General features: G+C 55.6%; 11 protein-coding genes and 1 tRNA gene. 2 read left to right on the top strand and 10 right to left on the bottom strand.

Going from position 1 to position 11,411, the window contains the following annotated elements; genetic code table 11:
* Window positions 1-126 precede the first annotated feature (126 nt).
* From nusA to scpB, 4 genes are all read right to left on the bottom strand, one after another.
* Window positions 127-1,608, bottom strand: a complete 1,482-nt coding sequence (nusA, locus tag ABWO67_RS16330) for a transcription termination factor NusA (protein ID WP_353153421.1) — start codon at window positions 1,606-1,608, stop codon at window positions 127-129.
* Entirely contained in the window at window positions 1,605-2,096 is a 492-nt protein-coding gene (gene rimP / locus ABWO67_RS16325; RefSeq protein WP_353153419.1) for a ribosome maturation factor RimP, read from the bottom strand. Before rimP ends, nusA begins: the two co-directional genes overlap by 4 nt.
* Window positions 2,097-2,464: 368 nt before the next feature.
* Window positions 2,465-4,384 carry a pseudouridine synthase gene (locus tag ABWO67_RS16320; protein WP_353153417.1) on the bottom strand — a complete coding sequence of 640 codons (1,920 nt, stop codon included), beginning with the start codon at window positions 4,382-4,384 and terminating at the stop codon, window positions 2,465-2,467.
* The gene (gene scpB / locus ABWO67_RS16315; RefSeq protein ID WP_502930033.1) at window positions 4,377-5,003 is read right to left on the bottom strand and encodes an SMC-Scp complex subunit ScpB; all 627 of its coding nucleotides are present in this window, start codon (window positions 5,001-5,003) and stop codon (window positions 4,377-4,379) included. Before scpB ends, ABWO67_RS16320 begins: the two co-directional genes overlap by 8 nt.
* Before the next feature lie 152 nt (window positions 5,004-5,155).
* Between scpB and ABWO67_RS16310 the strand changes: the two genes are divergently transcribed.
* Window positions 5,156-5,232, top strand: a tRNA-Met gene (locus tag ABWO67_RS16310).
* 395 nt (window positions 5,233-5,627) lie between these two features.
* Here the strand turns inward: ABWO67_RS16310 and ABWO67_RS16305 are convergent.
* Window positions 5,628-5,771 carry a hypothetical protein gene (locus ABWO67_RS16305; protein WP_353153415.1) on the bottom strand — a complete coding sequence of 48 codons (144 nt, stop codon included), beginning with the start codon at window positions 5,769-5,771 and terminating at the stop codon, window positions 5,628-5,630.
* A gap of 31 nt (window positions 5,772-5,802) precedes the next feature.
* Window positions 5,803-6,867, bottom strand: a complete 1,065-nt coding sequence (locus tag ABWO67_RS16300) for a CobW family GTP-binding protein (protein WP_353153413.1) — start codon at window positions 6,865-6,867, stop codon at window positions 5,803-5,805.
* 93 nt (window positions 6,868-6,960) lie between these two features.
* On the opposite strand from ABWO67_RS16300, the gene ABWO67_RS16295 reads away from it, so the two are divergent.
* Window positions 6,961-8,082, top strand: a complete 1,122-nt coding sequence (locus ABWO67_RS16295) for a GNAT family N-acetyltransferase (RefSeq protein WP_353153411.1) — start codon at window positions 6,961-6,963, stop codon at window positions 8,080-8,082.
* Between the two features lie 16 nt (window positions 8,083-8,098).
* Here ABWO67_RS16295 and ABWO67_RS16290 read toward each other — a convergent pair whose 3' ends face one another.
* Genes ABWO67_RS16290 through ABWO67_RS16275 form a run of 4 tightly spaced genes read right to left on the bottom strand, consistent with a single transcriptional unit; the run spans window position 8,099 to window position 11,264 of the window.
* Window positions 8,099-9,511, bottom strand: coding sequence for a 4Fe-4S binding protein (locus ABWO67_RS16290; RefSeq protein WP_502930034.1), 1,413 nt, complete (start codon window positions 9,509-9,511; stop codon window positions 8,099-8,101).
* Window positions 9,512-9,518: 7 nt separating this feature from the next.
* Window positions 9,519-10,367 (bottom strand): FTR1 family iron permease, encoded by an 849-nt coding sequence (locus ABWO67_RS16285; protein ID WP_353153409.1) that lies wholly within the window; start codon window positions 10,365-10,367, stop codon window positions 9,519-9,521.
* Window positions 10,368-10,383: 16 nt separating this feature from the next.
* Entirely contained in the window at window positions 10,384-10,728 is a 345-nt protein-coding gene (locus tag ABWO67_RS16280) for a cupredoxin domain-containing protein (protein ID WP_353153407.1), read from the bottom strand.
* The gene (locus tag ABWO67_RS16275; protein WP_353153405.1) at window positions 10,728-11,264 is read right to left on the bottom strand and encodes an iron transporter; all 537 of its coding nucleotides are present in this window, start codon (window positions 11,262-11,264) and stop codon (window positions 10,728-10,730) included. The genes ABWO67_RS16280 and ABWO67_RS16275 overlap by 1 nt, the downstream gene beginning before the upstream one ends.
* Window positions 11,265-11,411 lie beyond the last annotated feature (147 nt).

Here is an 11,411-nt window from a genome sequence, read left to right as displayed (position 1 = left end):
CAGTACGTTCGCAGGCATTTTCAGTTCAACAGCGAACTGGGCGACGGTGTTACTCAGCATTCGACTCTCTCTTGCTCACTACAACTATTTTTCAATAAATACACCCTGACTCATCAAGCCTGGGTATCAGGCTTCGTCGTTAAACCAGTGGGCCCGAGCGCGCATAATCATTTGACTAGCCTCGTCCTCGGTCAAACCGGTCATTTCCGACAGCTCATCGGTTGACAATTCGGCCAGATCATCGAGGTTTAACACCTCTTTTTCGGCCAGCTTGGCAACCAGTTCGGGGGTAATCCCTTGTACTTCCATTAAATCCTGCGCTGTTTGTACGCGCTCTTCCTGGGCGATTGCCTCGGTAAGAAGCGCATTGCGGGCGCGGGTGCGGAGTTCGTTAATCGTATCTTCGTCGAATGCTTCGATTTCAAGCAATTCCTGCAAAGGCACGTAAGCGATTTCTTCCAGGCCGGTAAAGCCTTCATCAATCAGGATATCGGCCACTTCTTCATCGACATCAAGCTTGCTGGTGAACGCCTTGCGCAAAACGCTGCGCTCTTCTTCCTGGCGATTCTGGTTTTCTTCCGGCGTCATGATGTTGATCTGCCAGCCAGTCAATTCAGAAGCCAGGCGAACGTTTTGACCGCGCGCGCCGATGGCCTTGGGAAGATTTTCAGCATCGACGACAACGTCCATGGCATGTTTGTCTTCGTCAACAACAATCGATTCGACATGTGCTGGCGCCAGGGCGCCAATAACGAATTCAGCGGGGTCTTCTGCCCATAATACGATATCGACTTGCTCGCCGCCTAATTCATTGCGTACTGCGGTAACGCGCGAACCGCGCATACCTACACAAGTACCGATAGGATCAATGCGTTTATCGTAGGCGATAACCGCGATCTTGGCACGCACGCCGGCATCGCGGGCGGCGGCCTTGATTTCCAGCAGCCCTTGCTCGATTTCAGGCACTTCATTTTCGAACAACTGACGGATGAATTCCGGCGCTGTGCGAGACAGAATAACCTGCTGGCCACGGGCTGTATGGTCGACTTTCAGTACCCAGGAGCGAATGCGATCGCCAACCCGGATATTTTCTTTCGGAATCATTTCAGTACGAGGCAAGCGCGCTTCGATTTTACCGGTTTCGATAATGGCATCGCCCTTATCCATGCGCTTGACGGTGCCCGATATGATGTTTTCCCCACGCTCAAGGAAATCATTCAGTACCTGCTCGCGCTCGGCGTCGCGTATCTTTTGCAAAATAGCTTGCTTGGCAGCCTGGGCTCCGATACGGCCGAACTCGATAGGTTCCAGCGCATCTTCGATATAGTCGCCGACCTCGATTCCGGGTACGATTTCCTGCGCCTCGGAATAAAGCTCTTGCTGATCCGGCTCTTGCAGGCCGGCATCGTCAGGAACTACCAGCCAGCGGCGAAAACCTTCGTGCTCGCCAGTGGTGCGATCAATAGACACACGGATATCGGCGTCTTCCTTGAAGCGCTTTTTCATGGCAGATGCCAAAGCGTTCTCGAGTGCTTCGAAAACCACTTCACGCGCTACGTTTTTTTCACGCGCTAAGGCGTCAACCAGTAAAAGAATTTCGCGACTCATCGCTTCTTACCCTTGAAATCAATAATGGGATCCAGCTTGGCCCGATCAATGTCGTCGAGCGTGAAATTGACAACCTGGGCTTCGCCAGATTTGTTTGCTTCGAGCTCAAGACCGAACACAGGAGCGGCGGACGTATCAGTAATCGCATTATCGGGAACGCGGAGCAGGCCTGCATATACCTTGCGGTTATCTACAGCCTCGCGCAGCCTGATTTCGATGCGTTCGTTGGCAAACCGAATGAAGTCGGCATGCCGTTTTAAAGGACGATCAATGCCAGGCGAACCGACTTCCAGACGCTTGTATTCAACGTTCTCTACTTCAAACACCCGGGACAGCTGTTTTGAAACTTGTTCGCAGTCTTCGATTCGCACACCTTCGGGGCGATCGATAGTAACGCGCAAAAGCCCCAGCGGGGCGCGTTCCACATCGACAAGCTCGATATCCATACCGGCCAAAGCCTCTTGTGTTAAAGCGAATATATCTGCCATAAAATCCAAAAAAAATGGGCTGTATAAACCAGCCCACTGTAACCACGCCCCAGAGCTGGCCAAAGACGTTTGCGCCTTTAAGCAACCATGAACGCATCCGAAAATGTGCCGCTATATTGTCAATGCCCGTAACAACAGGGCCAACCCTTGGGCGCCACCGTTTTGCATTTTGCAAAACGCGAAGGCCACATGGCCTAAAACAATATAGCTGTAAAGCCCTACATTCTAACAGAAAATCAGAAATTTTCCTGCTATCACTAGAACTTACCTTTAAAAGCAACACTTTTTGCAATAGCTTGGGCGACTAAGACAGTCAATCAGGGCTTGTAACGGAAATTCACAGTTGCCGTTACAGGCCTCTTGCCTGCCTAACGGCCCCGACCGCCAAGCTTGCCTAAGTGGGACTCGTGGGCCGAGGCGCCACGAGGTTGCCAGTCATCACCGCGAGGCGATGACGGCCCCCGGGAACGGCCAGTCGCCGGCTTGCCGGCACCCGGTCCCTTGCGTCCCGACCCTGCCGCTTTGGCCGGCTTGGCATCCCCTCGAGGAGGACGGGGCCCGGCCGACGAACCAGCCCGAGCGCCAGGACCGCGTCGGCGGGTATCCGCTGCCGCGCCGGCTTCGCCTTTGGGCCCACCAGCCTGGCCCTGCCCAGCCGGCTTCCTGCCTTTTCCGCCGGTCTTGGACCGCCCGCCCGTCCCACCACCACCAGGATGGCCATTGGCCAATCCGCCGCTGAAAGTCAGCCCAGTGCCATAGGGATCCGAGGGATAAGTTTGCGCTGTCGAGCCGCGCTGCGGACGCCCACCCGACAATTTGCCGCCGCGGCTGACCTTGGCGCCGTTCATGCCATTGCGTTCCATAGTGCCATACCCGGGAGGCAAAGCACTATCGTGCGAAATCGGCTGGCGCTCAGCCCGACCACCGGCGCCAGGCCGGCCATCGGAGTCCTCGTCCCGCAACAAGCCCAACTGCAACATCAACGCTGTCACGATGGACTCGTCCAATTCTTCCCAGCGGCCGCGACGCAAATTGCGCGGCAAAACCACATCGCCAAAACGAGTACGGATAAGACGGCTGACGGTGACTCCGGCCGCCTCGAACATGCGGCGGACCTCGCGATTACGCCCTTCTTTCAAGGTCACCCGATACCAGCGATTGCTGCCCTCGCCACCCAGGTACTCCAGCATGCCAAACTGCGCCATACCGTCTTCCAGCTGAATACCCTTCAGCAGACTATCTTGCTGCTCTTGGCCAAGCTCGCCCAGGACACGGACGGCGTACTCTCGTTCGGCGCCATAGCGCGGGTGCGTCAGGCGGTTAGCCAAGTCGCCGGAGGTGGTCAAAATCAGCAAGCCTTCGGTGTTTAAATCCAGACGCCCTACCGACAGCCACTTGCCTACGCGCATTTTAGGCAGACGGGCGAATACGGTCGCGCGGCCTTCAGGGTCATCGTGACTGACGATTTCGCCTGCCGGCTTGTGATACAGGATGACACGTGGCGGCTTCAAGGCATTGGGCCTTGTCACTGGCCGACCATTGACGCGCACTTGGTCGTTGGCGCCTACGCGCTGACCGATATGTGCGGGCTCGCCATTGACCGAAACACGGCCAGCGATGATCAGCTCTTCCATTTCGCGACGCGATCCCACGCCGGCATCGGCCAGCACTTTGTGCAACTTGGGCATCAACATATCGCTGCTCAGGAACTTGCCCAAGCGCTGACTCATTTTCGCCGCGCCGTCCAGATAGGCCAACGCCTGCTCTGCTTCTTTCTCGCTTTCAGCATTATTAGGCTGATTATGCTTGCGGCCGCCGCGCGCAGGCACATTGCCGGCCGGCACATCCGTTCCGACCTCAACGGCCGCGGCTACCGCTGCCGCGGAGGGCTTGCCGCGACGCGGCGCTCGAGCGCCCGCCGCGACCGGCGCAACTGGCGCATCTGGGTTGGCAGGCTTGCGGCTACGGGGAGCACGAGCGGCCGGCGCAGCTGCGGCGCCATCCGCCGCAGGCTTGCTGCGACGCGGCGCACGCGCCGGCTTGGCAGCTACGGGTTGCGCTGGCGTATCGCCGGAAACAACGGCCGCGACCGAATCGGCAGCCTCAGTTGCTTCGCGGACTTCCGGACTTTCAGTTAGCGCGTCACCACGCCGGCGGCGAAAAGGGGTTCTTAATTTACGACCCCGGCCACGCGGCGCAGCCGTTTTCTCGTCGGCGCTTGCCTCAACCGAAGCCGCTGGGGCCGACGTATCGCCGGCAGGCGAGCCGTATTCATTCGTGTCAGTCATTTTCTTTTAGGTACTCCATAGATATTTGTTCGTCTGACGAGGCCTCGGCCTGGTCGGGGGTGTCTGTTGTATTAGTCATTAATTGATCTGTTGCTTCTGTGCCGTCGCCCTCAAGCTGGATAAGCCCGGCCACTGCCTGATCTTCAGGCGTCACCTCGAGCTCCAACCCTGCCAGGGCCACGACCGCGTCCGGCGTTTCCAGCGCGGGGAGTTCGTCCAGGGCTCGCAAGCCCAAGTCATCAAGAAACTGCCGCGTCGTTCCCAATAGAGCGGGTCGCCCCGGCGCATCGCGATAGCCCAGCACCTCGATCCACCCGCGATCCTCAAGCGTACGCACGATCTGCGTCGCAACCGTTACCCCGCGAATGTCTTCGATATCACCACGAGTAACTGGTTGACGCCACGCGATGATTGCCAGCGTTTCCAATACGGCACGCGAATACCTGGGCGGCTTTTCCGGATTCAGCCGAGCAAGAAAACGCTGCATTTCGGGACGGCTTTGAAACCGCCAGCCACTCGCCAAATTAGCCAGTTCTAGTCCTTTCTCGTTCCAGTCCAGCTGCAACATCGCCAGGTAACGGCGCAAATCATCGCTTGAAATATCTTCTGTAGCAAACATTTTACGTAATTCAGCTACAGGCATAGGCTGATCTGCACATAAAAGCGCAGTTTCCAGCACGCGAATGATCTCAGTTTCTGTCATCGATTAAGGGCGTATTCGCCTCATTATTTGCACTAAATCAAAGGATGGGTTACTATTCTTTTTCCAGACGCGGGGTGGAGCAGTCTGGCAGCTCGTCGGGCTCATAACCCGAAGGTCACAGGTTCAAATCCTGTCCCCGCAACCAGTTTTCCAGAAGGGCCAATTGTTAAAAGCAATTGGCCCTTTTTGTTTGCCTGGCCAGCGTACTTTTTGTTGCTGGCAGCGCAAACCGCCACCGCGAACGACACCACGGCACTGCTAGCTACAGGCGCCACAGAGCGAATGTTGAATACACGGGTTTTTGGCCGATCAGTTAAATACGAAATAGTTGCCATCGCTCTTATTTCATTGCATAGCGCCTACACCGCCCCCGTTATGCCTTGATCTTGCGAACATGGCACGGTGGTTGCCCCAAAAGGACGACGACTGGCTACTGTGAAATATTGTGGTTCAAGCGCTTTCGTTGCATCAACGGAAGTTCGCCAATAGACGGGCGACTACCTGAGGAACATTCAGGCGCCTGTTTAAAAATTATTCAATTTATATTGCGTTGGCCGGATAAGTGTCGCGGACCAAAGCCAGCAGGGGATTGTCGATTTGCGCGGGATTCAATGAAAACCCTTGCAGACAACGGGCAGCGATGCTTGGAGCAGCGCGCCTGACCTGTGGCAGTAACAAGGTCATTACACCACCAGGAAGCACGCAATGCAATAGTTCACTGCACAAAGTTGTGACTAGACGACAATCGCAACTGTCCTCCTGGTAATAAATCTGCCATTTCAACCGCGAGGCGATCGCCTGAATTGCCACGAAAAATCAATACCAGAGCAGATTCACGCTGATCGCCGGCAGGTACTGGAACGATGTCGTTATTCAATGCTTCGACAGGATACAACTGGTTATGAACGCCATGGATCGCGCTAGCAGAGTCATCGCCCTGAAACCATAAGACGCCCTTGACTCGCAAAAGTTCTAAGCTGGTATCCGCCTGCACCCGGCTTATGGCCCTGATAAAACTCGAGCGCTGCAGAGGCGTTCCCCACGTCATCGCGAATGTCTTTACATCGCCATGAGCGAATGGCTGCCGCACCGCTCCGGTAGCCCAAAGCCCCTGACCAGCCGATGGCTGCGCCACACCAGTACGCAAGGAACTGGAGCGCAATAAATCAGCCAGGCCCGGCCTGTCTCCCGCAAAATGCTGCAAGGCTTGGGGATTCAATGTACTTAGCTGTTGCTGAAGGGCGGCAATGCCCTGGGCAGTGGCCAGATCTGTTTTACTAATGACCAGCGCGTCGGCGAGCACCGCCTGCTGCACAGCCACCGGATCTCGCCGCAACTGCTCTGCCCCATAAACACCGTCTATCACCGAGATGCATCCATCGTAGACATAGCGATCGCTTAGAAAGTGTTCATAGCTGAGCGTATACATAACAGGCGCGGGATCAGCGATGCCCGTGGTCTCTATGATGACACGGGAAAACGATGGGATTTTCTTGTGTAAAGCATCCAGGAAGAGATCGCGCAAGGTATCTACCAGCGCACCGCGGACAGAACAACAAATGCAGCCCGACTCCAGCAAGACGACACTATCGGCAATATGCCTGACCTGCAGGTGGTCAAGGCCAACCGCGCCCAACTCGTTGACGATCACAATGGTTCGTCCAGCAGCCCCACTATCAGCCGGACTGACGTCTTTTGCGCTTAGCAGGCGATTAAGCAGAGTCGTTTTTCCACTGCCCAGGAATCCTGATATAACCGTAACGGGAATTTTTCCACTCATTATCGCCGCCCGGGAACACTACAATAGCCGAGTAGCCCTTGCCAGCAGCACCGCGCAGCCATCCCATTTTTTGAATTCAATAAAGCCATAGCCTTGTCACCAACGTTTAGTCTCGTCCATCATCTCACCGATATTAACGCTGAACAGTGGGACCAACTTGCCGGCGACCACCCTCTGCTGCGCCATGCATTTCTATTGGCGCTGGATCAGGCGGGCTGCGCGGTCGCCGAAACCGGCTGGGCACCGCACTATCTGCTGATGCATCGCGGCGAGGCCTTACAAGGCGCCATGCCGCTGTATCTGAAGTCGCACTCGCGAGGCGAATATGTATTCGACTACGCCTGGGCCCAGGCATTTGAACGCCACGGACTGGCGTATTACCCGAAGCTGTTGTCGGCCGTTCCGTTTACCCCCGTGCCCGGCCCACGCCTGCTGGCCGCCACGCATGCAGATCGGGTATTGCTGGCACGCAAGGCGATCGAAATTACCCGTGACAATGGCATTTCGTCACTGCATATCCTGTTTCCTTCCCTGAACGACCAAGCGGCGCTAAAAGAAGCGGGCTTTCTATTCCGGGAGAATGTCCAATTCCATTGGTTCAATCAAGGCTACCGCAGCCTTGACGATTTTCTTGCCAGCCTGAATCAACAGAAAAGAAAAAAGATAAAACAAGACAGGAAAAAGTCCCTACAAGCCAATGTCAGTTTTCGCTGGCTGCAAGGAGACGAAATCGATGATGACACACTCGCTTTTTTTTACCAATGCTATTACCAGACATATATGGAGCATGGAAACGCGCCGTATCTTAGCCACGATTTCTTTATAAGACTGCGCCGCTCCATGGCGGCAAACATGATGATCGTGCTGGCCGAGAAAGACGGTGCGCCGATTGCGTCGGCATTGAATATACGCGGTAATAACACCTTGTACGGCAGGTACTGGGGAAGCATTGAGTTTGTACCGGGGCTGCATTTTGAAACCTGCTATATCCAGGCCATCGAATTTTGTATTGCGCATGGCATAGCGATATTCGAGGGTGGAGCACAAGGTGAACACAAGCTATCGCGTGGCCTGCTACCAGTGCAAACATGTTCGGCCCACTGGATTCAAGATCAGCGCTACGCCGCTGCGATCACCGAATTCCTTTCCAGGGAAACGCCTGGCGTACAGGCTTATATCAACGAACTGCAGGAACATAGCCCGTTCAAGAAGTAAAGATGCCCGCCGTTGTTCACCACACGGCAAAAAACAACACCCAGGCCAGGCAGAACGGCAGGGTTCCAAGGGCGACAAAGCCCAGGGCCGTTATCCGTTGCCCCATCCTCCCCGCCCTTTCGCCTGTCAATCGCCATACCAGGCGCAAGCTCCAGCACATTGCCAAGGCCAGTAGACTGAAACGCAGCCATGGCACCCAGAATAGCGGCACGCCCTCGTGCTGCAACAGTGTCACAGTAGTGGCCGACAAGCCGAGAAACACACCGATACCCGCAGCCGGTATCAAACCCAGCGCCATCTTATGCAAGCCCGCGGAACCACCTGGCACCCATGCGCCGGTGACCTTCTTTACACCTGGTTGATGAGGCAGCGGCAAAATCCGGTCGGCACACCATAAGCCCAGATATATCGGGCCGCCCACACAGGCGGCAGCGCCAAAAATGAATAGCAGGATCACGCCACCATCGAGCCAACTGAAACTATCATTCACATCAGGATAATGAGTTAACAAAAACCAGGGCGCATTTTGAGCTAGCGGCCAGTACGTGTCGTGCTCTACCAGCCACGTAGCGGCCACCTGCTTCACAGTAACAAACCATGGACTGGCGCTCCACAGAAACGCCCCCACAGCCAGGCCCATCAGGCCAAAAACGATAAGCGCCGTTTGCCAACCATCGCCACTGGCAGTGTGTACGATTTCGGCTTCCGGAGAGCGCGGCGTCAACTGTATGGCGCCGCGATAATCGCTGCATCGGCCGCACATATGGCAATCCGAAGCCCCCGTCATATGCCGCAAAGGCACGAGCGGCGCACAGTTAATGGTTTCGGTACGCCGTTCGGGATGGCGCCACGCGTCTTCGTCGACCTTGTAGTGCCATGGGGCAAGTTTCGCCAACAAGTTGAACACCCCATTAACCGGACAAAGATACTTGCACCACACCCGCTTATTCCGGCCATATAGCCAGCCCACCATGATTGCCGCAACCGTGGACCCACCGAGCACCGCCAGCACGGCCCATGGATATTGATACACGCTGACCAATTGCCCGTAAATGGTGGTCAAGGAAAAAGCGACAAAGGGCCAGCCCCCCCAGCGCATCCACTTAGGTATGGCCCTGCCCCGTCCATGTCCACTGGCCCATTCTGACAACATACCTTCCGGACAGAACCAGCCACACCATGCACGGCCCAGTAAGGGCATGGACACCAGCACGAAAGGCCACCAGATTCCCCAGAATGCAAATTGGGCAAATACCGTCAGGTTATTGAAAATGGACGCCGTACGATCTGGCAACGGCAGCATCGCCGGCACCACCAGCAAGAACACGTACACCGCCACAATCGTCCACTGCATGATGCGTAGCCATGCTGCGTGATCCCTGAGGAAATCGGCGAATCTTATTGCACCGTTTCGTAGCACTGCCACGATGAGGCTCCTATGCCCTGGCGGCCGACGGCGCAGCAGGCGATGCCAACGCATCGACATGCTTGAGCAGACGCCATACGCCAAGCCAATACAATGCCCAGATCAATAATTGAGACAAGGCGGGAAATGCCCGGTAGCCTGCGAAGTCAGCCAGAATTTTTCCAACACCGCCATTGGCATCCAGTAACCATGAGCTGTCCCAGACCGGGTCGATAAGCGCAGGAAGCACTTCCAGGGAAATAAGATGATCCAGACCGGAGACCAGCAGGGAGCTGGCCAGCAGTAATAGTAGAATCTCGGTGACTTTGAAAAAGCGCCGCCAGGTAATGAGTTTGCCACCCAACTGCAGCAACCAGAAGGTAAAAAGCGCCGCGAGAAAACCCAGCACGCCGGACAGCGCCAGTTGCCATGCCGCCGGTCCTGAGCCACCAGCCGAAATGGTTCCATACAAGAAAACGACGGTTTCGCTGCCTTCACGCGCGACAGCTATCATGACCAGAACCAGCAGCCCCCACCAATTGGAGTTGGCCAATTGCTGACTGGCACCGCTTTCCAGTTCAAGTTTCAGCGTGCTCCCATGGCGCTTCATCCAATACACCATTTGCACGACCAGGGCACAAGCCGCAAGCGCCATGATCGCCTGGAACCATTCCTGCCCTTCATCGGATAGCCAGGAAGAAATGCCCAGCAACACCAACGCCAGCGCAAGCGCGAGCGCCAGCCCCGCAGCCACGCCGGCCCACAACCAAGGCAAACCTTTGCGCCCCGCCGCGCTAGCGCGCAACCAGGTAAATAGAATACCGACGACCAACAATGCCTCAACGCTTTCGCGCCAGACGATAAAAACGACTTGTTCCATAATGGGCGACTGTAAGTTAAGGCTTAGGCAAGACAACCAGGACACCCTTGGCGTCTTGGTGGAAGTCATCGAAGAAAGGGTATTCGCCGGGCCGTGAAATACTCAGCACAACGAATGAAGTCACCCCCGGCCCCAAAACTTTCTCTTTGCGCAATTGCAGGCTTTCGAACTCGACCGGCTCTTGGCTTGCATTAATAAGAATCAGCTTGAAACGCCCCGCTGGCACCTCGAGCCGAGCCGGTTCGAATGTGCCGTCAGTATTGAAAGTCAATTTGAACGTAGGCAGGTCAGCCGCCAATGCAGGCGCCAGCAGCCCCGCGATCAAGCAGAGCGCCGCCAGGCCACGTCCAAGCCCAGACATCAGTAACCACCCTTCTTGCCCGTGCCGGCATAGACAAATTCGTACTGCACTTCGAAAGGCTTGAACCAGGGTGCCACGCCCGTTTCCTTGTCGACATGGCGTCCAAAATGATTCATTTTATTGGTCTCGGGCGAACCGACAATGAACGTCAATTGATACTTGCCGGGCCCTTCAAGCTTGACGTTGTCGCCATAGTGCGGCCCGTCGTTTGCGACCATAGGCATTAAATCTCCCTTCTGGACGTTATCGCTGCCCTGCTTTTTCAGGACGTACTTAACATCCAGGTATGGCGCCCAGGCGCCTTCCGGCAAGCCATTTTTGTTGTCGGCCGTGGCATGAATATCGGCTTCCAGGTGGATGTCGGAATCTTTAGCGTCGCGCATCATGCCTGGCGGATCCATCTCGACAGGCTGCAGATACACTGCCGCCACTTCCAGTCCATTCTGTTCGGAAGGGGTTCCAATAGGATATTCAGCCGCCCCTGCGGACATCGCGCATGCAGCGCCAATCAAGACTGTTATCAGGTGCTTCTTCATTTCGTTAGTCCAAAAAGATAAACAAGTTTGATTCTCATTATTATGATTGATGAGATCTTACAGACGTCTGAAAAAACAGGAATTGAGATAAAACAAATGAGTGACAGGTAGTTTTTTGGCTGCCGGTGGTATTTGCGGAGCTAGGGT

Origin of the sequence: Pollutimonas bauzanensis (genome assembly GCF_040393045.1) — a bacterium.
Classification (GTDB): Bacteria; Pseudomonadota; Gammaproteobacteria; order Burkholderiales; family Burkholderiaceae_B; genus Pollutimonas; species Pollutimonas bauzanensis_A.
This window is presented reverse-complemented; position numbering and strand designations above follow the sequence as displayed.

Bases quoted from the DNA above. Each gene is read 5' to 3' on its own strand.
- nusA (WP_353153421.1), bottom strand. From the start codon at position 1,608: ATGAGTCGCGAAATTCTTTTACTGGTTGACGCCTTAGCGCGTGAAAAA.
- rimP (WP_353153419.1), bottom strand. From the start codon at position 2,096: ATGGCAGATATATTCGCTTTAACACAAGAGGCTTTGGCCGGTATGGAT.
- ABWO67_RS16320 (WP_353153417.1), bottom strand. From the start codon at position 4,384: ATGACTGACACGAATGAATACGGCTCGCCTGCCGGCGATACGTCGGCC.
- scpB (WP_502930033.1), bottom strand. From the start codon at position 5,003: ATGTTTGCTACAGAAGATATTTCAAGCGATGATTTGCGCCGTTACCTG.
- ABWO67_RS16305 (WP_353153415.1), bottom strand. From the start codon at position 5,771: ATGACCTTGTTACTGCCACAGGTCAGGCGCGCTGCTCCAAGCATCGCT.
- ABWO67_RS16300 (WP_353153413.1), bottom strand. From the start codon at position 6,867: ATGAGTGGAAAAATTCCCGTTACGGTTATATCAGGATTCCTGGGCAGT.
- ABWO67_RS16285 (WP_353153409.1), bottom strand. From the start codon at position 10,367: ATGGAACAAGTCGTTTTTATCGTCTGGCGCGAAAGCGTTGAGGCATTG.
- ABWO67_RS16280 (WP_353153407.1), bottom strand. From the start codon at position 10,728: ATGTCTGGGCTTGGACGTGGCCTGGCGGCGCTCTGCTTGATCGCGGGG.
- ABWO67_RS16275 (WP_353153405.1), bottom strand. From the start codon at position 11,264: ATGAAGAAGCACCTGATAACAGTCTTGATTGGCGCTGCATGCGCGATG.